The sequence below is a fragment of the Mangrovicoccus sp. HB161399 genome (genome assembly GCF_013184745.1).
Taxonomy (GTDB): domain Bacteria; phylum Pseudomonadota; class Alphaproteobacteria; order Rhodobacterales; family Rhodobacteraceae; genus Mangrovicoccus.
Genome location: NZ_JAATVU010000002.1, coordinates 170315 through 189797 on the forward strand (window position 1 = coordinate 170315; position 19483 = coordinate 189797).

The 19483-nt window shown below is 68.5% G+C and carries 18 protein-coding genes; 8 read left to right on the forward strand and 10 right to left on the reverse strand.

The window, feature by feature from the left end; translation table 11 throughout:
- Positions 1–91: 91 nt before the first annotated feature.
- The 7 genes from HCC78_RS02170 to HCC78_RS02200 all read right to left on the reverse strand — a co-directional run bounded on the left by HCC78_RS02170 (position 92) and on the right by HCC78_RS02200 (position 8071).
- The gene (locus tag HCC78_RS02170; RefSeq protein ID WP_172327084.1) at positions 92–979 is read right to left on the reverse strand and encodes an esterase-like activity of phytase family protein; all 888 of its coding nucleotides are present in this window, start codon (positions 977–979) and stop codon (positions 92–94) included.
- The gene (gene mepA, locus HCC78_RS02175) at positions 976–1959 is read right to left on the reverse strand and encodes a penicillin-insensitive murein endopeptidase (protein ID WP_371743762.1); all 984 of its coding nucleotides are present in this window, start codon (positions 1957–1959) and stop codon (positions 976–978) included. Before mepA ends, HCC78_RS02170 begins: the two co-directional genes overlap by 4 nt.
- A gap of 14 nt (positions 1960–1973) precedes the next feature.
- On the reverse strand, positions 1974–3308 hold the full coding sequence (locus HCC78_RS02180; protein WP_172327085.1) for an MFS transporter: 1335 nt from the start codon (positions 3306–3308) through the stop codon (positions 1974–1976).
- Positions 3309–3441: 133 nt separating this feature from the next.
- Positions 3442–4746: a pitrilysin family protein gene (locus HCC78_RS02185; protein ID WP_172327086.1), complete on the reverse strand. Its 1305-nt coding sequence runs from the start codon at positions 4744–4746 to the stop codon at positions 3442–3444.
- Positions 4743–6110 carry a pitrilysin family protein gene (locus HCC78_RS02190; protein WP_172327087.1) on the reverse strand — a complete coding sequence of 456 codons (1368 nt, stop codon included), beginning with the start codon at positions 6108–6110 and terminating at the stop codon, positions 4743–4745. Before HCC78_RS02190 ends, HCC78_RS02185 begins: the two co-directional genes overlap by 4 nt.
- 80 nt (positions 6111–6190) lie before the next feature.
- On the reverse strand, positions 6191–6742 hold the full coding sequence (locus tag HCC78_RS02195) for a DUF3035 domain-containing protein (RefSeq protein WP_172327088.1): 552 nt from the start codon (positions 6740–6742) through the stop codon (positions 6191–6193).
- Positions 6743–7384: 642 nt separating this feature from the next.
- Positions 7385–8071 (reverse strand): response regulator transcription factor, encoded by a 687-nt coding sequence (locus HCC78_RS02200; protein ID WP_172327089.1) that lies wholly within the window; start codon positions 8069–8071, stop codon positions 7385–7387.
- Between the two features lie 155 nt (positions 8072–8226).
- Here HCC78_RS02200 and ribA point away from each other — a divergent pair, with 155 nt between their 5' ends.
- Both ribA and HCC78_RS02210 read left to right on the forward strand, forming a co-directional pair.
- Positions 8227–9306: a GTP cyclohydrolase II gene (gene ribA, locus HCC78_RS02205; RefSeq protein ID WP_172327090.1), complete on the forward strand. Its 1080-nt coding sequence runs from the start codon at positions 8227–8229 to the stop codon at positions 9304–9306.
- Entirely contained in the window at positions 9303–9800 is a 498-nt protein-coding gene (locus tag HCC78_RS02210) for a L,D-transpeptidase family protein (protein ID WP_172327091.1), read from the forward strand. The genes ribA and HCC78_RS02210 overlap by 4 nt, the downstream gene beginning before the upstream one ends.
- A 4-nt stretch (positions 9801–9804) precedes the next feature.
- Here HCC78_RS02210 and HCC78_RS02215 read toward each other — a convergent pair whose 3' ends face one another.
- Both HCC78_RS02215 and HCC78_RS02220 read right to left on the reverse strand, forming a co-directional pair.
- The gene (locus tag HCC78_RS02215; protein ID WP_172327092.1) at positions 9805–10467 is read right to left on the reverse strand and encodes a YggS family pyridoxal phosphate-dependent enzyme; all 663 of its coding nucleotides are present in this window, start codon (positions 10465–10467) and stop codon (positions 9805–9807) included.
- Positions 10468–10570: 103 nt separating this feature from the next.
- Positions 10571–11620: a porin gene (locus HCC78_RS02220; RefSeq protein WP_172327093.1), complete on the reverse strand. Its 1050-nt coding sequence runs from the start codon at positions 11618–11620 to the stop codon at positions 10571–10573.
- 271 nt (positions 11621–11891) lie between these two features.
- Here HCC78_RS02220 and HCC78_RS02225 point away from each other — a divergent pair, with 271 nt between their 5' ends.
- From HCC78_RS02225 to HCC78_RS02250, 6 genes are all read left to right on the forward strand, one after another.
- Positions 11892–12356 carry a DUF3576 domain-containing protein gene (locus HCC78_RS02225; RefSeq protein ID WP_172327094.1) on the forward strand — a complete coding sequence of 155 codons (465 nt, stop codon included), beginning with the start codon at positions 11892–11894 and terminating at the stop codon, positions 12354–12356.
- 106 nt (positions 12357–12462) lie between these two features.
- Positions 12463–15051 (forward strand): leucine--tRNA ligase, encoded by a 2589-nt coding sequence (leuS, locus tag HCC78_RS02230; RefSeq protein WP_172327095.1) that lies wholly within the window; start codon positions 12463–12465, stop codon positions 15049–15051.
- A 2-nt stretch (positions 15052–15053) separates the two neighbouring features.
- Positions 15054–15575: an LPS assembly lipoprotein LptE gene (gene lptE / locus HCC78_RS02235; RefSeq protein ID WP_172327096.1), complete on the forward strand. Its 522-nt coding sequence runs from the start codon at positions 15054–15056 to the stop codon at positions 15573–15575.
- Complete coding sequence (gene holA / locus HCC78_RS02240; protein WP_172327097.1) at positions 15572–16591, forward strand: DNA polymerase III subunit delta; 1020 nt, start codon at positions 15572–15574, stop codon at positions 16589–16591. Before lptE ends, holA begins: the two co-directional genes overlap by 4 nt.
- A complete protein-coding gene (locus HCC78_RS02245) occupies positions 16591–17184 on the forward strand; it encodes a glutathione S-transferase family protein (RefSeq protein ID WP_172327098.1) in 594 nt (197 codons plus the stop codon). The genes holA and HCC78_RS02245 overlap by 1 nt, the downstream gene beginning before the upstream one ends.
- 70 nt (positions 17185–17254) lie before the next feature.
- On the forward strand, positions 17255–17647 hold the full coding sequence (locus HCC78_RS02250; RefSeq protein ID WP_172327099.1) for an SH3 domain-containing protein: 393 nt from the start codon (positions 17255–17257) through the stop codon (positions 17645–17647).
- A gap of 1 nt (position 17648) precedes the next feature.
- Here HCC78_RS02250 and HCC78_RS02255 read toward each other — a convergent pair whose 3' ends face one another.
- Entirely contained in the window at positions 17649–19397 is a 1749-nt protein-coding gene (locus tag HCC78_RS02255) for a sulfate permease (protein WP_172327100.1), read from the reverse strand.
- Positions 19398–19483: the final 86 nt, after the last annotated feature.

The window sequence follows — 19483 nt, forward strand, 5'->3', positions numbered from 1 at the left end:
TCTGAAACAGCTTTCGCCGCCCGGAACCGGCGGATTCCAAAGAGGTAGCCGCCCGCCGGAGCCGCGGGCGGCAGGCGGAGCGCCGCCCGCCTCATTCGACCACGCGGAACTCCGCGATTTCGGTCTTCTGGAAGACGTTCTGGTTGTCGTCCGAAATCAGCGTCAGCCGGATCGCGCCCGAGGGTTCCTGCCAGACGGCGATGCCCTCCAGGTTGTCATGCTGGAACGGGAAGGAGGAATAGAGCGTCTCCTCCTTGGCCACCCGGTCGCCGTCGAGGCTCAGCCGGCGCACCCGGCTCTGGAAGGCGAAGCCGGTGAAATGGCGCTCAAGGATGTAGAGCTTGCCATCCGGTCCGAAATCCGCGCCGACCGGCAGGTAGGGCGGATCGCGGCGCAGGGCGAAGGGCACGCTCCAGGCGCCGTTTTCCAGCCGGTAGACTGGGAAGGGCCGGTCGAGCTCGCCCGAGCGCTCGGGGATCGCCACCAGGCGCCCCTGCGGATCGAGAGCCAGCGCCTCCAGCCCGGAATTCCGCTGCAGGTCGCGGAACGCCTGCGGACGCGGCCAGTTCTTCGCCGCAGCGTCGGGGCCGGAGAAGAACACCACGCGGTGGATCGCCTCGAAGGACACGCTGCAGGCGGCGCCCAGTTCGACCGCGCGGCAGGCGAGGCCCTCGGAATCCATGGCGTCGTCGGAAACCGGCTTGCCGTTGCGCTTCCGCAGCGGGGTTGCCGGACGCGCCTGCACCGCCACGATCCGTCCGTCTTCGCGGCGGAAGCGGCCGTCGATGCGGCTGCCCCGGTCGGAGATCGTGATGAAGGTGCCGCCGTCATCGGACACCTCGATCCCCGAGAGCCCGGTGGCCTCGGGGTGCTTCCAGACGAAGGATCCCATGGATTCGAGATGCGGCTCGGTGGCGGCAGGACCGCTCCCGAATGCCGTCGCGGCCGCCGCGAGGGCGGCCTTGAGAAACGATGTCATGGAGCGGAAAGCACGCCCCGGCACTGTGCCGGAAGTTCCGCCAGCACGTAGTCGCGGGCCCCGCGCTTCCGCGGCGCGGGCTTGGCCGGCTCGGCCGAAGGCTTCGGCGGCGCCAGCGCGTCGGTCACCCACCAGGTCAGCGAGTCGTCGCAGCCGTTGCCGCCATTCGACAGCTGCGCCACGGTCGGCGTCTGGGTGACGCAGCCGGGCGAACCGGCCGGGCATTTCAGCCGCACGTGGAAATGGTAGTCATGGCTCCAGTAGGGCCGGATCTTCTGCAGCCAGGCGGTGTCCGACGGCGTCGCGTTCTGGCACATGGCGATCTTGGCCGGGGCGGTGACGAAGATGCGGTCGACCCGCGGGTCGCGCGCGGCCGCCTCCAGGATCGCGGCATGCTGCGGCGTCCAGTTGCCGCTGACATGGCGCTGGTCCGCGCTCTTGACCGAGATCGAGCTGATCCCCTCCCGCTCGGAGCGGCTGAGGTTCAGACGTTTCGGCGGCAACATCCAGATATCGACATCCAGGCCCATCTGATGGCTGGCATGGCCGGATTTCATCGGGCCGCCGCGCGGCTGGCCGATATCCCCGACATAGAGCCCCGACCAGCCCGGCTGGCGCGCGGCCTGGACCGAGAGGTCCTCGATGAAGGACACGGTCTGCGGATGGCCCCAGTTGCGGTTGCGCGACAGGCGCATCGCCTGCCAGGTCGGGCCGGTTTCCGGCAGTTCGACCAGCCCGCCCGCACAGCCCTTGGCATAGCTGCCCCAGGACTGGGCCGTCCCGGCGCTCGGCCGGGGCTCGGCGCCGAACAGCGCCCAGGCCTTCGGACCGGACAGCTCCGCCGCGCTCAGCATGGTGACCGACACGCCCTCGTCCTCGGAAGAGGCGCTTCCGCTTCCCGAGGGGCTTCCGCCGCAGGCACCCAGCGCCATGGACATGAGAATCGCAACCGGCCAAAGCCGGGTCTTCGGGCTCTTCATGGCGGGCCTCCTGCTCAGATATCGCCGTCCCTTTTGACCCAAATTAGCAGAAAAAGGCCCAGAAGAAAAAGGAATATCAGGGGAGACACCCCCATTCTCTGGTCGCCGGTCGCCATCGTCGCCTGTCCGATCAGGAAAGGCGCGAGAAACGCGGTTGCCTTTCCGGTCAGCGCGTAGAGCCCGAAGGCCTCGGTCGGATGCTCGGGATCGGCGTGGCGGACCATCATCGAGCGCGAGGCCGATTGCAGCACGCCGCCCGCCGCGCCGATCAGCGCGCCGCAGATGTAGAAGATCACGTCGGGCAGCGCCGAGCCCGGCGCCAGGGACATGCCGAACAGGCTGTCACGCGTCAGCCCGACCAGGGTGCTGCTGACCAGGACCAGCACGGCGATGGCGAAGCCGATCACGACCTTGGGGCCGCCGCGCTTCTGCTCGCCGAGTCCGCCGGCCCAGCAGGCCAGCATCGCCATGGCCACGCCGAGAATGCCGAAGATGCCGATCTGCTTGACCGACCAGCCGAGCACGCCCTTGGCATAGAGCCCGCCGAAACCGTAGAGCCCGACCAGCGCGTCGCGGTAGAACATCGAGGAGAACAGGAAGGCGACGAGGCTCTTCCGCTTCAGCGCGCGCCGCCACATCTGGCGGATGTCGTGCACTGCGCGGCGCGCGGCCTCGGCGAAGCTCAGGTCCGGCGCGTCCCGCACCGGGTCGCGGACCCAGGCGAAGAACGGCACCATCGAGATCAGGAACCAGGCGGCACAGAACGGCCCGACGAAGCGCGTGCCCTCGAATTTCGCCGCGTCGAGCCCGAAGATCGGCGGAATGCCCAGCAGCGTCTTGCCGCCCGCGCCCTCGGCGAAGAACAGCAGCATCAGGATCAGCGCGATCAGCCCGCCGGCATAGCCGATGGCATAGCCGATGCCCGACAGCTTGCCGGTCTCCTCGCGGGTGGCGAGCGTGGGCAGGAAGGCATTGGTGACGACGATGGCCAGCTCGGTGGCGACGAGCCCGGCGCCGAAGGCGGAGAGCAGAGCCGGCACATGTTCGGAGCCCGGCACCGCGAACCACAGCGCCAGCGAGGCGGCGACATAGACCGCCGAGAGCCAGCCCACCCAGCGCACGAGATGCCCCGACTGGTCGCCGAGCGCGCCGATGATCGGCGCAAGCACAGCCGTGGCGATGCCCGTGACGGTCAGCGCATGGGCCCAGAGGGTCTGGGCCTCGACCGGGTCGCCCACGACATTCACGAAGTAGGGCCCGAATATGAAGGTGAGGATCAGGGTGTGGTACGGCTGGCTCGCCCAATCGAAGGCGTACCAGCCCCAGATCCTCTGGCGCGCGGTCGGCATGACGTCATTCCCCAACGTCCTGCGACCTATAAGCCCCCGGGATCCGGTGTCCATACGGAAACCTGAATTTCGGCCTCCCCATGGAAGGACCTGCGTCACCCGGCCGCGGGACGTTCCCGGGCCGGGTGCCGTCTCAGTTCAGCGCCTCCTTGGGCTGGCCGACCACGACGAAGCTCAGCTTGTCCGGGTCGAGCAGCTCGGCGGCCACGCGGTTCACGTCCTCCAGCGTCACCGCCTCCACCTTGTCGTTGCGGGTGGCGATGTAGTCCGGGCTCATTCCGTCCATCTGCATGCCCACGAGGATGTTGGCGATGGTGCCGTTGCCGTCGAAGCGCAGCGGATAGGCGCCGGTCAGGTAGGTCTTGGCGCGGTCGAGCTCGTCCTGGGTGACGCCGCTCTCCTTCATCTTCGCCCATTCCTGCCGGATCAGGTCGATGCTCTCGCCGACGGTCGCGTTCGCCGTCGCCATGCCCCCGGCCAGCAGATCCGCCTGGTCCTTCGAGGACAGGTAGGCCGCGACGCCGTAGGTCAGGCCGCGCTTCTCGCGGATCTCGTCCATCAGGCGCGACTCGAAGCTGCCCGCGCCCAGAACCTGGTTCATCACGTAGGCCGCGAAGAAGTCGGGATCGTCGCGGGCGATGCCCGGCTGGACGAAGCGGATCACCGCCTGAGGCGTCGGGTAGTCGATGACATGCACCCCGCCGCCGAACTGCAGGTCAGTCGGGCCGGGCAGCGGCGCGCCGGTCTCGGGCAGCCCGCCAAGCACCTTGTCCAGCAGGGTCTCCAGCTGCTCCGGCGTGATGTCGCCCACCGCCGAGACATAGACCCGGTCCTTGGCCATCGCGCCCTTCCAGGCGGCGACGATGTCCTCGCGGGTCAGCGCGGCCACGGTCTCCTCGGTGCCGTCGCCGGGACGGGCATAGGGGTGGTCGCCATAGAGTTCCTTCGCCATGTACTCGCCGGCGATGGACTGCGGATCCTCCCCGTCGGAGCGGATCGAGGCCAGCACCTGGGCGCGCACCCGCTCGATCGCCTCGCCGGAAAAGGACGGGTCGTTGATCACCGTGCGCAGCAGGTCGCCGGCCGGGTCGAGCGTGTCGGTCAGGAAGCGGGTGGAGACGCTGACCCCGTCGTCCCAGTTGTCGAAATTGACCGACATGGCCAGGTCGTCGCGCGCCTTGGCAAAGCCCTGCGCGTCCCAGCCGCCCGAACCTTCCTCGAGAAGGCCGGTCATCAAGTTGGTCGCGCCCTGCTTGTCGGCCGGATCGAGCGCGGTGCCGCCCTTGAAGGCGATCTCCAGCGCGACGAAGGGGATGGAGTGCTCCTCGACCAGCCAGGCATCGATCCCGCCGGGGCTGCGGAGCTGCTGCACGTCGACCTCGGCAAAGGCGGGAAAGGCCAGCGCGATGGCGGCGGCGGTGACGGCGGCGCGGATCATTGGGACACCTCGCTTGCGGCTTCTGGCTGGGACGGCGGACGCAGGTAGCCGGTCACGGAGGCCTTCGGGTCGAAGACCTTCTCCGCAGCGGCCTTGATGTCCGCGGCGGTCACGTCCTGGACGATCTGCGGCCATTCGGCGACATCCTCGACCGTCAGGCCGGAGGTCAGCGCCTGGCCGTATTCCCGCGCCACGGCATCGGCCGAGTCGCGCTTGTAGATTTCCGAGGCGCGGTACTGCCGCTTCAGCGTCGCCAGCTTGCCTTCGTCGATCGGCGCGGCGAGGAAATCGGCCAGCGCCGCGTCGAGCGCAGCCTCGGCGTCGGCCAGCGTCACGTCCGGGTTCGGCACCACGGTCAGGCCGAAGGTGGAGTCGTCCAGCGAGGTCGCATCGTAATACGCGGCAGTGTAGATCGCCACCTTGCGGTCGAATTGCAGCGCCCGTCCCAGCACCGAGCTGTTGGGATCGTCGCCGAGCAGATCCGCCAGCAGCACCAGCGCCGCGGCCTCCTTCTGGTCACCGGGATCGCGCTCGGGCGCGAGATAGGTGCGCACGACATAGGGCTGGGCGACGCGCGGATCCTCGTAGGTCAGCTGGCGCGCAGCCAGCTGCGGCGGCTCCTGCACGCGTTGGCGCTCCGCAATCTCCGGATTGGCCGGGATGGCACCGTAATTCTCCTCGGCAAGCTGGCGCACCTCGCCGGGCGTCACATCCCCGGCAACGACCAGGACCGCGTTGTTGGGCGCGTAGTGGTCGTGGTAGAACGACACCGCATCATCCAGCGTCAGCGTGCTCATTTCCCCGGGCCAGCCGATGATCGGGTTGCCGTAGGGATGGCGCAGGAACTGGGCGGCGCGGCGCTGTTCGCCGAAAAGGGCGCCGGGATTGCTGTCGGTGCGCTGGTTGCGCTCCTCTATGATCACCCCGAGCTCGGGCTTCACCACGTCCTCGGTCAGTTTCAGCCCGGTCATCCGGCTGGCTTCCATCTTCATCATCAGGCCGAGCCGGCTGGCGGCGACATGCTGGAAATAGGCGGTCTGGTCATAGGAGGTGAAGGCGTTGTCGTTGCCGCCATTCGCCGAGACCACGCGCGAGAACTCGCCCGGCTCCAGGATGTCGGTGCCCTTGAACATCAGGTGCTCGAGGTAGTGGGCGATGCCGTTCTTGCCCACCGGTTCGTCGGCCGACCCGACCTTGTACCACATCATGTGGGTGACGGCGGGCGCGCGGTGATCCTCAATCACCACCACGTCCAGCCCGTTGTCGAGGGTGAAGCTCGTGACGTCCTGCGCCGCGGCCGGCAGAGCGGCGGCCAGAACGAAGGTCAGGGGCCAGAAGGCCCGGAAGGGGGACAGCTGTGTCATGCGCCCAACCTACGGTGGTGGCGGGCGGGATCAAGCGGCGCCGCTTCCTCCCGCGAAAAAGTGACGGGAGGCGGGCGCCCTCATTCGGGCTTCAGCACCGCCGGCGGCGCGGACGGCACGATGACGCCGCGGGCGCGCAGCCGCTCCAGCTCGGCCTGCTGGTCGAGCTGCATCTGCCGGTAGGCATCGTAATAGCCGTTGGTGTTGGCGATCCGCTCCAGCGGGCGCATGTTGTTGCGGCGGCGCCAGGCGAGGTCTTCCTCGGCCAGCGTGTCGCGGATCCCCGGATCGGTGCCGTCGCGGCCGGCATAGGCCAGCAGGGCCGAATCCGAGGCCGGGATGCCGCTGCGGTTCAGCGCGGAGGGCGAGCCGCCGAGCGCCGCGACCGCATCCGCCACCGGCGTCTGGTCGGCGCGGTTCGACGATCCCGGCGTCGGCACCGGAAGAACCGCGGTATTGTCGGGCGTCTGCAGCGGCTTGGTCGGCACGACGACGAATTCGTCCGGCGCCGAGGTGTTGTTGCGGAACCGCATGAGATCCGGCGCCTCGTCCGAAGAGGAACAGGCCGCCAGCGCGGCAAGCGCCGCAAGCAGCGGCAGGGAAACGGAACGGAAGGCAGATCCACGGGTCATGTCCCGCTCTTAGCGCAAAGCATCCGGGAGGTCTAACGCAATCCCGCCGCAGCACCGCGCGCGCCTGTCGGGAATCCTCCCCGCCGGAGCGACATTGGCGGCCTTCCGCCAAGCGGCGGAAAGCTGCGGCGCGCGGCCCGCCGGCCGGGCCCATCCCGGCCGCGCCACCCTGGGCAATGGCTGGCAACACGGAGCTTCCGGCCCCGCCGAAACATGCTGGTGCTGACGGGCCGGCACGCGCCGGCCCGACCGGCCCCGGAGCTCCGCCACGCAGGCAGCCAGCCCGGCATTGCAAGCGCTCGCAGCGCTTCCGGCAGCACCGCGGCTGCCGTGCCGCCATGGTTTCGGCCGCACGCCGTCACGGCGCTGCCGGCACGGGAGGATGACCGGGAAGACTTGCGGGCTTTCAATGGGATGTCCTGCAGGACCGTCGGCCCGCGCCCCAAGGGAACCGGAGCGCGTCCAGGCCCGCTCCCGTCCGTTCCTCGGGGACCTTGTCCGTCCAGAAAAAAGCCCGGGCAAAAAGCCCGGGCAGTCCAACAGGGAGGTGCACCATAACCCCGGTGCGCGGGAACTTCCGTGGTGAACCCGCCAAGTCTGGCATGGTTCCCCGCTTGCGTCCAACTTTCTGCGGCGCGGCGTTCAGGCCACCAGACGGTAGCCGCCGCTTTCCGTCACCAGCAGCCGGGCGTTGGAGGGATCCGGCTCGATCTTCTGGCGCAGGCGGTAGATATGCGTCTCCAATGTATGCGTGGTGACGCCCGCATTGTAGCCCCATACCTCATGGAGAAGCACGTCGCGTGCCACCACGCCGTCCGCCGCGCGGTAGAGGAACTTCAGGATGTTGGTTTCCTTCTCGGTCAGCCGGATCTTGCGCTCCGCGTCGTCGACCAGCATCTTCATCGCCGGCTTGAACGTGTACGGGCCAAGCTGGAACACTGCGTCCTCGGACTGTTCGTGCTGGCGCAGCTGCGCGCGGATCCGCGCCAGCAGCACCGGCAGCTTGAACGGCTTGGTCACGTAGTCGTTGGCGCCGGCGTCGAGGCCAAGGATCGTGTCGCTGTCTGTGTCGTGGCCGGTCAGCATCAGGATCGGGCACTTGATGCCCTGCTTGCGCATCACGCGGCAGAGTTCGCGCCCGTCGGTATCGGGAAGGCCGACATCGAGGATCACCAGATCGTAGAGCCCCTCGCGCACCTTGGCGAGGCCCTCCTGGCCGGTGGCGGCCTCGAACACGTCGAACTCCTCGGTCATCACCAGCTGCTCGGACAGCGCCTCGCGCAGGTCGTCCTCGTCGTCCACCAGCAGAATCTTCTTGAGTGCGGCCATCATTCATCTCCGTCTTTCTTTCTGGCAGATGCGCGCGCTCACGGTCGATGCAAGTTTTGCTGCAATCTTCTCACGGAGGCGTGTCTCCGGGCACCTCCATGTTTCAATTTCCCGTGGCAGCGGCTATGTGCGTGAAACATTCCGCGGAGCCTGCCATGTCCCTGATCCTGACCCTCGACGAAGAGATCGCCCGCGCCCGGACCGATCTGCGCATGGGGGTCGGCATCGTGGTCACGCATGAGGGGCGCGCCTGGCTGGCCCTTGCCGCCGAGACGCTGTCGGCCGCGCGGCTTGCCTCGATGGCCGCGCTGGGGCGGCCGGTCGTGGCGCTGACCGCGCGCCGGGCGGAGACGCTGAAGGCCGTGCCCTACGATGCCGATCTGGCGCGCATCGTCCTGCCGCGCGATGCCGGCCCGTCCTGGGTCAAGGCCGTGGCCGATCCCGCCGACGACCTGCGCGTGCCGATGAAGGGCCCGCTGAAATCCGAGCGCGAGGGTCCGTCCCTGCCCCACCGCGCGGCGATCCACCTGTGCAAGGCCGCGCGCATCCTGCCCGCCGCGCTGCTGGTCGAGATTGCCGATGCGGATGTGCCGGCGATGCTGACCCGGCTCGACGCCACCGCCGCGCTCGCGCGGATCGCCCGCGCCCCGGTCTTCGGGCCGGTGATCTCCGCGCGGGTGCCGCTGGCGGTTTCGGAGGCCGGCCGCGTCCATGTCTTCCGTCCCGAAGACGGCGGCGAGGAGCATTACGCGGTGGAGATCGGCCGCCCGGACCGCAGCCAGCCGGTGCTGGCGCGCCTGCATTCGGCCTGCTTCACCGGCGACCTGCTGGGCTCGCTGAAATGCGATTGCGGCCCGCAGCTGCGCGGCGCGCTGGAACAGATGGGCAAGGAGGGCGAAGGCGTCCTGCTCTATCTCAACCAGGAGGGACGCGGCATCGGGCTGGCGAACAAGATGCGCGCCTACTCGCTGCAGGACCAGGGCTTCGACACGGTGGAGGCGAACCACCGGCTGGGCTTCGAGGATGACGAGCGCGACTTCCGGCTCGGCGCGCAGCTGCTGCGGACGCTGGGATTCTCCAAGGCGCGGCTGATGACCAACAACCCCAACAAGATGAAGATGCTGGCCTCGAACGGCATCGAGGTCACCGAAAGGGTGCCGCTGAAGGTCGGGCGCAACCCGCTGAACTCGGCCTATCTCGACACCAAGGCGGCGAAATCCGGGCACCTGCTGTGAGCGCGGCCGATATCGTCGTCACCCGCTGGGGCGTGCGCGCCTTCGGCCGCAGGCTTCCCGCGGCGATCGGCAGGGGCGGCATCACCGGCACCAAGCGGGAGGGCGACGGCGGCACGCCGCTGGGCATCCACAGGATCGAGGGCATGCTCTACCGCCCCGACCGGATCGCGCGCCCCGCACCCTGGGCCGAACCGATCCTGCTCGGCGACCTGTGGTCCGACGCATCGGGCCAGCCGGACTACAACCACGCGGTCCGCGCGCCCTATCCGTTCAGCCACGAGAAGCTGCGCCGCGCGGATCCGCTCTATGACGCGGTGCTAGTCACCGACTGGAACTGGCCGGAGGCCGAACCCGGTCGGGGCTCGGCGATCTTCCTGCATCTGTGGCGCCGGCCGCGCCATCCGACCGAGGGATGCGTCGCCTTCCGCAGGGCCGATTTCCTGTGGCTGCTGCGGAAGGCCGAACCGGGCACCCGGCTGGTGGTGAAGGGCTGAGCGCTCAGTGCGCCGCGGCGGGCACGCGCTCGCCGAAGATCGCCGACCCGACGCGGACATGGGTCGCGCCCATCGCCACCGCCTTCTCGAAATCCGCGCTCATCCCCATCGACAGCCCGGCCAGGCCGTTGCGCTCGGCCATCTTCCTGAGCAGCGCGAAATGCAGCGACGGCTCCTCGTCGACCGGCGGAATGCACATCAGTCCCGCCATCGGCAGGTCGAGGCTGCGGCAGAGCCCGACGAAGGCATCGACCGCCTCGGGCAGGACCCCCGCCTTCTGCGGCTCTTCGCCGGTATTGACCTGGATGAACAGCTCGGGACAGCGGCCCTCGGACTGCGCGAGCTCGGCGAACTTGCGCGCCAGCTTCTCGCGGTCGATCGAATGGATCGCGTCGAACATGTCGAAGGCGGGCTTCACCTTGTTGGTCTGGAGCGGCCCCAGGAGGTGCAGCTCGATCCCGTCATAGCGCTCGCGGAACTCCGGCCATTTGCCCTGGGCTTCCTGGACGCGGTTCTCGCCGAACAGCCGGTGGCCTTCCTGCAGGACCGCCTCGACCCGTTCCAGCGGCTGCACCTTCGACACCGCGATCAGCTTCACCGCGCCTTCGGGGCGGTTCGCGCGGCGCTCCGCGGCGCGGATGCGGTCAAGGATCTCTGCGAGTGCCATGGTACGAACCCTCCGTCTGACGCGGCGGTTTGACCATGCATGGGCACAAAAGAAAAGAGCGGACCCGAGGGTCCGCTCTCCGAAAAGTCCAATCCGAGAAGGATCAGAATTCCATTGCGACGCCGAACGAGTAGGTCGACAGGTCGCCGTCGATGTCGCCATCGTCGGTCTTGGCTTCGCCGTAGCCGTAGCCGGCCTGCAGCTCGAGGCCGCCGCCCAGGTCGTAGGCTGCAACGATGCCTGCGCCCCACAGATCATCGACGCCGTCGATGTCGTAGGTGCCGCCGTTGACGCCAACGGTGATCGCGTCAAAGGTGTAGGCCAGCGAGCCGCCGACGTAGGAGATGTCGGTCAGGTCGTCGGAGTCGATCAGCTCGTTGGCGGCGTCCAGCTCGAGGTTGGTCCCGTCGTCGTTCTGGGTCAGCATCAGACCTGCAACTTCACCTGCGTAGTAGGACAGGCCGGCCGAGAAGCCGCCGAAGGTACCGGCTGCGGAGATACCTGCGATGTACAGGTCGTCAACGCCCTGGTAGGCTGCGCCGAAGCCGATCGAGCCTGCTGCCAGGTCGAGGGTGTACTTGGCACCGATGCCGAGCATCGGATCGTCGTACTCGCCGGAGTCGGTGTCTGCGTCGTCGTCGAGCTCGGCGGACACGCCGATTGCGAAGGCGTCGAACGCGTAGTCGTAGCGAGCGATCTGGCCGTCATAGAACCCGTCCAGCAGGTTCATGCCGTCGTAGCCCAGGTGCTCTTCGTTGTCGGTCAGGGTGCCGGACAGGCCGAAGTTGGTGTCCTGCATCGCCCAGTCGAACGCACCGTCGGTGTCGCCCATGGTGATGGTGCCGAAGTCACCCGACACGAACACGGCGTAGTCGCCGTCCGAGGTGTTGCGGATGCCGCCGTCGGACAGCAGGTCGGACAGGTCGGCGCTTGCACCGAAGGTCACGCCGCCGTCGGTTTCGCCCGACAGGTCGAAGGTGACGTCGAAGTCGTTCCAGAACTGCATGTCATCGTCGTAGGACTCGTCGGTGACATTGTTGTTGTACTCGCCGCCCCAGAAGCCCATTGCAGCGGAGCCGGTCAGTTTCACTTCTGCGAAGGCCGTGCCGCCAACCAGGACCAGCGCGCTCGAAGCAAGGAGGATCTTTTTCATGATATCCCTCGTAGGTTACAGGTGGTCCTCAAGCGGGAGGACCCGATTGAGTTGCCCCTATCTCACGCCCCGGCGAGCGGATTACAACAATCGCTGAGCCGCGGTTGAAAACTCGGCCGACGATTGGTGCAGCGATGCCACAGTCGCTCCGGAGCCCGCCTCGGAGCGCCCGGACCGCCCGCGGGACGCCGCGCTTGTCCGCCGGGACGTCATCCGGTAGACACGCCGCACCGGACGGGGACGGGTTCCCCTTTCCAATCGTGGAGGTCCCATGGGCTGGGCAGCTAAGAGTTTCGCCGCCGCGCTTTGCGCGATCGTTCTGGCCGGGTGTTCCGGCAACAAGACGGGTCCGCACAACACGGATGTCCGGACCGGCGAGCCGCTCGCCGACCAGGACACGATCTTCTCGCTGTTCAGCAATTACGACGACCCGAACGTCACCCTCGAGGTGAACCGCTACATCTGGAACGCCTCGCTGGAAGTCCTCTCCTTCATGCCGATCAAGGCGGCCGACCCGTTCTCCGGCCTGATCGTCTTCGACTACGGCACGCCCCCGGGCGGCGGCACCTCCTACCGCGCGACCGTGCATGTCAAGGAACCGGCGCTGGATGCGCGCTCGCTGAACCTGTCGCTGGCCACCCGCTCGGGCCCGGCTGCGCCCGACACCGTGCGCAAGGTCGAGGATGCCATCCTGACCCGCGCGCGCCAGCTGCGCATCGAAGACAACAAGCTCTGAGTCCCGCGGCGCCCCGGCAGGGCGCGCGCAGGTCTGGACCGCGCCGCCGTCCCGCTCTATCAGGCGCGCCAAGTCCAGAGACAGACATCCAGCCGGAGGCCCTCCCATGTCCCGCTACGATCACACCCAGGTCGAACCGAAATGGCAGGCCGCCTGGGCCGAGGCAGAGGTCTTCGCCGCCCGCCACGACCCGGAGCGCCAGAAATACTACGTGCTCGAGATGTTCCCCTACCCGTCGGGGCGCATCCACATGGGACATGTGCGGAACTACACGATGGGCGACGTGATCGCCCGCTACAAGTCGTCTGCCGGCTTCTCCGTGCTGCACCCGATGGGCTGGGACGCCTTCGGCATGCCCGCCGAGAACGCCGCCATGGCCACCGGCGGCCATCCCAAGACCTGGACCTACAACAACATCGCGGTGATGCGCGACCAGATGAAGCCGCTCGGCCTGTCGATCGACTGGTCGCGCGAATTCGCCACCTGCGACCCGGAATATTACGGCCAGCAGCAGTCGATGTTCCTCGACTTCCTCGAAAAGGGCCTGGTCTACCGCAAGAACGCGGTGGTGAACTGGGACCCCGTCGACATGACCGTGCTCGCGAACGAGCAGGTGATCGACGGCTGCGGCTGGCGCTCGGGCGCGCCGGTCGAGCGCCGCGAACTGACCCAGTGGTTCTTCCGCATCTCCGACTATTCCGACGAGCTGCTCTCCGCGCTCGACGGGCTGGAGAAGTGGCCCGAGAAGGTCCGCACCATGCAGGCCAACTGGATCGGCAAGAGCCGCGGCCTGCAATTCGCCTTCACCCTGACCGCCCCGGTCGCCGACTTCACCGGCATCGAGGTCTACACGACCCGCCCCGACACGCTGATGGGCGCCAGCTTCGTCGGCATCTCGCCCGACCACCCGCTGGCCCGGCAGCTCGAGGCCGAGCGCGAGGACATCGCCGAATTCTGCAACGAATGCCGGCAGATGGGCACTTCCGAGGCGGACATGGAGAAGGCCGAGAAGCGCGGCTTCGACACCGGGCTGACCGTCCGCCACCCGCTCGACGAGAGCTGGGAACTGCCGGTCTGGATCGCCAACTTCATCCTGATGGATTACGGCACCGGCGCGATCTTCGCCTGCCCGGCCCATGACCAGCGCGACCTCGACTTCGCCCGCAAGTACGGCCTGCCGGTGAAGAACGCCTTCTTCTCCCTCGGCGACGACACGCCGGTCGGCAACGAGGCGCTGGTGCCGATGAAGTCCGAGAAGGTCCGCTTCACGGACCATTTCGCCGGCATCGAAGACGTCACCGGCGAGGACGCCGTCGAGGCCACCATCCGCTTCGCCGAAGGGCAGGGCTGGGGCAAGGGCGTCGAAAACTTCCGCCTGCGCGACTGGGGCCTGTCGCGCCAGCGCTACTGGGGCTGCCCGATTCCGGTGGTCCATTGCGCGGATTGCGGCGTGGTGCCGGAGAGGAAGGAGAAACTGCCGGTCCTTCTGCCCGATGACGTGTCCTTCGACGTGCCCGGCAACCCGCTCGACCGGCATCCGACCTGGCGCGACTGCGCCTGCCCGTCCTGCGGCAAGCCGGCCCGGCGCGAGACCGACACGATGGACACCTTCGTGGACTCGTCGTGGTACTACGCGCGCTTCACCGCGCCGCGCGCCGCCACGCCGACCGATCCGGCCGAGGCCGCCTACTGGATGAATGTCGACCAGTATATCGGCGGCATCGAGCACGCGATCCTGCACCTGCTCTACTCGCGCTTCTTCGCGCGGGCGATGAACATCTGCGGCCACCTGCCCGACTCGGCGCGCGAGCCCTTCGACGCGCTCTTCACCCAGGGCATGGTCACCCACGCGATCTACCTGACGCGCAATGCCGAAGGCCGGCCGGTCTACCACTATCCCGAGGATGTGGAGCAGAAGGACGGCAAGACCGTGCTGAAGGAGTCCGGCGCCGAGGTGGAGGTCATCCCCTCCGCCAAGATGTCGAAGTCCAAGAACAACGTCGTCGATCCGCTGAACATCATCCGCGATTTCGGCGCCGACACGGCACGCTGGTTCATCCTCTCCGACAGCCCGCCCGAGCGCGACGTCGAATGGACCGCTTCCGGCGCCGAGGCCGCCTTCAAGCACCTGCAGCGGGTCTGGCGCCTGGCGGACGACGTCCGCCAGCGGGCCGAGGAGGCGGGGGCCGCAGGCCCCTCCGACGAGGCCCGCCCCGAGGATGACAAGGCCCTGGAGAAGGCGACCCACCGCGCGATCGCGGACGTGACCGCCGGGATCGAGGGCTTCGCCTTCAACACCTCGGTCGCCAAGCTCTACGCCTTCACCAACACGGTGGCCAAGTCCAGGGCCTCCGCCGCGGTCAAGGCGCAGGCCCTGCGCGCCATGTCCCAGCTGATGTCGCCGATGACCCCGCACCTGGCCGAGGAAGTCTGGACCATGCTCGGCGGCGAGGGCCTGGTCGCGACCGCTGCCTGGCCCGCGGCCGATCCGGCCATGCTGGTCGAGGACACGGTGACCCTGCCGATCCAGATCAACGGCAAGAAGCGCTCCGAGCTGCAGGTGCCCGCGGACATGGACAAGGCCGGGATCGAATCCCTCGCCATGGCCGATGCCGCCGTCCAGAAGGCGCTCGCCGGCGGCCAGCCGAAGAAGCTGATCGTCGTGCCGGGCCGGATCGTCAACGTCGTGGTGTGACCATGGCGCGGGCGCATCCCCCCAGCCGCGCCCGCCTGCCCCGCCGGGCGCTGCTTGCCGGCGCGGCGGCCGCGCTGGCCGGCTGCGGCTTCACGCCGGTCTACGGCCCGGGCGGCTCGGGCAGCGCGCTCGACCGCGCGGTCATCCTCGACACCCCAGCCACCTCGAACGGCTTCACCCTGCGCCAGCGGCTGCAGGACCGGCTCGGCCCGCCCGACCAGCCGCGCTACCGGCTGGGCGTGACCGTCCAGACCGCGTCCAAGCGCGTCGCCGTCACCCGCAACCAGGACACGCGGCGCTACAACCTGATCGGCCAGGCGCAGTACGTGCTCACCTCGCTCGACGGCACGGTGGTGGCAAAGGGCGGCTTCGACAGCTTCAACAGCTATTCCGCCACCGGCACCACCGTCGCCACCCAGGCCGCCGAGCGCGATGCCTACCGCCGGCTGATGGTGATCCTCGCCGACGGCATCCTCGACCGGCTGTTCCTGGCGGTCCCGGCCGAAGGCGGTCCACAAGGATGAAGCTGTCGTCCCGCGACGCGGCCGGCTACATCGCAAGGCCCGACCGCAGCCATGCCGGCATGCTGATCTACGGTGCCGATCCGATGCGGGTCGCGCTGAAGCGGCGGGAGCTTGTCGCCGCGCTGCTGGGCCAGGACAACGATCTCGGCCTGACCCGGATCGCAGCGGCGGATCTGCGCCGCGAGCCGTCTCTGGCCAATGACGCGCTGAAGGAACGCTCGATGTTCGCTTCCGGCCAGCGCGTCGTGCTGGTCGAGGATGCCACCGACGGCCTGCAGGCTCCGATCGTCGCCGCGCTGCAGGACCATGGGCCCGGCGATGCCTATCTGGTGGTGATCGCCGGCGCGCTGAAGGCCGGCTCCAAGCTGCGCAAGGCCTTCGAAACCCACAGGAGCGCCTATGCGCTGGGAATCTACGACGATCCGCCCTCGCGCGCGGAAATCGAGGCGCAGCTCGGCCGCGAGGGCCTGCGCGACCTGCCCCGCGACGCGATGGAGGCGCTCTCCGCCCTGTCGCGCTCGCTCGATCCCGGCGATTTCGGCCAGGTGATCTCCAAGCTCGGCCTCTACAAGCGCGGCGACGCCGGCCCGGTCACTCCCGCCGACATCGAGGCGGTCGCGCCGCTGGCGCAGGAGGCCGATCTCGACGACCTGCTGCATGTCGTGGCCGAGGCGCGCACGCAGGAGATCGGCCCGCTGCTGCGGCGGCTGGAAACCCAGGGCATCCAGCCGGTCGCCATCGCGATCTCCGCCACCCGCCATTTCCGCACGCTGCACGCCGCCGCGGCCGATCCCGGCGGGGTCCAGTCGGGCCTGTCGCGGATGCGCCCGCCGGTCTTCGGCCCGCGCCGCGACCGCATGGCCCGCCAGGCCCAGGGCTGGGGCGTCAAGCGGCTGGAACAGGCGCTGACCGTTCTGATTGACACCGATCTCTCCTTGCGTTCCGCCGCCGCCGCCCCCCCTATGGCAGTCATGGAGCGGGCGCTGATACGACTCGCGATGATGGGGAGGCGCTGATGTACGAGGTGATCGGTTCGCTCAGGACCCGGACCTTCCGGGTGCTCTGGCTTCTGGAGGAACTCGGGCAGCCCTACCGCTTCATCGAGGAGACCCCGCGCAGCGAGGGGATCATCGCGCTGAACCCGCTGGGCAAGGTGCCGGCGCTGCGGATCGACGGCGACGTGCTGACCGACTCGGTGGCGATCATGACCTATCTCGCCGACCGCCACGGCGCCTTCTCGGCCCCGGCCGGCTCGATCGCGCGGGCGCGCCAGGACGCGCTGACCTTCTACATCATCGACGAGATGGACGCGGTCCTGTGGTCCTCGGCCAAGCACAGCTTCGTGCTGCCCGAGGAAAAGCGGGTCGCCAACCTGAAGCCGACGCTGGGCTGGGAATACGAGCGGGCCGCGCGCCACCTGTGCCGGCGGCTCGAAAAGTCGCCTTTCCTCTGCGGCCCGGACCTGACCCTGCCCGACATCCTCGCCACGCATTGCGCCGAATGGGCGAAGGCGGCGAAGATCATGCCGCGGCTTCCGGTCTTTGACGCCTATCTGGAGCGGATGATGGCGCGTCCGGCCTACAAGGCCGCCCAGACGCCGCGCACCTGACAAGGCATCATTGCTGGAATCCCGCGGCCATGGCAGGCTTTCCCGGTCAATTCCAGGAAAGCCATTTGCCATGACCCGTTCCTTCCGCCCCGGCGCAGCGCTGCTCTGCGCGCTCCTCCTGCCCCTGCCCGCCGCCGCGCTCGACGTGCCGATCTACGAAGATCAAAGCGACGGCCAGGCCGCGAATTGCAGCGTCGGCACGGTCATGGGGCTGAAGGCCGGCGGCGACGGTTTCCTGGCGGTGCGCAGCGGGCCCGGCTCGGAGCATGCCAAGATCGGCGAGCTGCACAACGGCGACAAGGTGACGATCTTCGGCCGAGAGGACGGCTGGTACGCGATCCTCGTGCCCGGCGGCCAGATCGACCAGGCGGATGCCTGCGGCCGCGCCGGCCCCCGTCGGCAGGTGACCGGAGGGGGGCTCGGCTGGGCGCATGGCAACTGGATCGGGAACATCATTCCCTGATCTATTCCGCCGCCGCGCGCTCCGGCTCCGGCTTCGGCGCGGAGGTCAGCTCCCGCATCGCCGCGAATTGCGACAGGAACACCTTGCCGGTGATCTCCTCCAGGAAGTGGCTCTTCTTCAGCCGGTCCATGACGGGACCCTTGATCTCGCTCATGTGCAGCGTGATGCCCATCTCGTGCAGGCGGTGGTTGATCGCTTCCAGGCTTTCCAGCGCCGACATGTCGATGTCGTTCACCGCCGGGCACATCAGCACGACATGGCGGATCGCCTTGTCCTTCACCACGCGGTCGTAGACGTAATCCTCGAGGAAGCGGGCATTGGCGAAATACAGGCTCTCGTCCACCCGGATCGTCACGATGGACGGATCGGTCGACACGTCATGGCGGCGGATGTTGCGGAAATGCTCGGTACCCGGCACGCAGCCGACCTCGGCCACATGCGGCCTCGCAGTCTTGTAGAGATGCAGCGCGATCGAAATGCCGACGCCCGCGGAGACCCCGGCCTCGACCCCCATGACCAGCGTCACGGCGATGGTCGCGGCCACCGAGGCGAAATCGGCGAAGCTGTAGCCCCAGGTCTTCTTCAGGATGGAGAAATCCACCAGGCTCAGCACCGCGACGATGATCGTCGCCGCCAGCGTGGCCTTGGGCAGGAAGTAGAGCAGCGGCGTCAGGAACATCACGGCCAGCCCGATGCCGACCGCGGTGAAGGCGCCGGCCGCGGGCGTCTCTGCCCCCGCGTCGAAATTCACCACCGAGCGGGAGAAGCCGCCCGTCACCGGTAGGCCGCCCGACAGCGAGGAGCCGAAATTGGACATGCCGAGCGCGATCAGCTCCTGGTCCGGATTGATCCGCTGGCGGCGGCGGGCGGCGAAGGTCTGCGCCACCGAAACCGACTCGACGAAGCCGATGATCGACAGCATCAGTGCCGGCACCGCCATCTGCGCCCATTGGCCAAGGTCGAAGCCCGGCAGCTTCAGCCCCGGAAAGCCGCGCGGGATGTCGCCGACGATCGGCACGTCCGCCCCGTCGAGGCGGAAGAGCGCGACGAAGCCGGTGGTGGCGATCACCGCGGCGACCGGGCCGGCCTTGGCGGCGATCCCCGCCATCTTGGGCCGCAGCCCGGCCTTCTCCAGGAGCGGCTTCAGCCCCTTGCGGCCCCAGAACAGGAAGGCAAGCGCGGCAAGCCCGATGCCGAGCGTCCAGAAATTGGTGGCGGGCAGCGCGTGCCACAGCGCCTCCAGCATCTCCGGCAGGGTGTCGCCGCCAGCCTTGACGCCGAGGATGTGCTTCATCTGGCTGACCGCGATCAGGATGCCCGAGGCGGTGATGAAGCCCGCGATCACCGGATGGCTGAGGAAGTTCGCGAGGAAGCCCAGCCGGAACACGCCGAGCGCCAGCAGCATCGCGCCCGACAGGAAGGCCATGGTCACCGCCGCGCCGACCATCAGCGCCGGGTCGGTGATGCCGAGCTTGCCGATCGCCGCGCCGGTCATCAGCGAGACCACCGCCACCGGCCCGACCGCCAGCGCGCGGGAGGTGCCGAAGACCGCGTAGAGCACCAGCGGCGCCACCGAGGCATAGAGGCCGATCTCGGGCGGCAGTCCCGCGAGCAGCGAATAGGCCAGCGATTGCGGGATCAGCATGATCGTCACGATCACCGCGGCGACGAGGTCGTTGGTCAGGGTCTCGCCCGTGTAGCGGCGGCCCCAGTCGAGAATCGGGAAGTAGCGTTTGAGATCGAGGCGCACGGGTCAGGTCCTTCGAGACTGGCAGCGGGTGCCCCGGACGCATCCGGGACACCCTTTGGGAGGGGCCGGGGAGGGTGCCCCGGCCG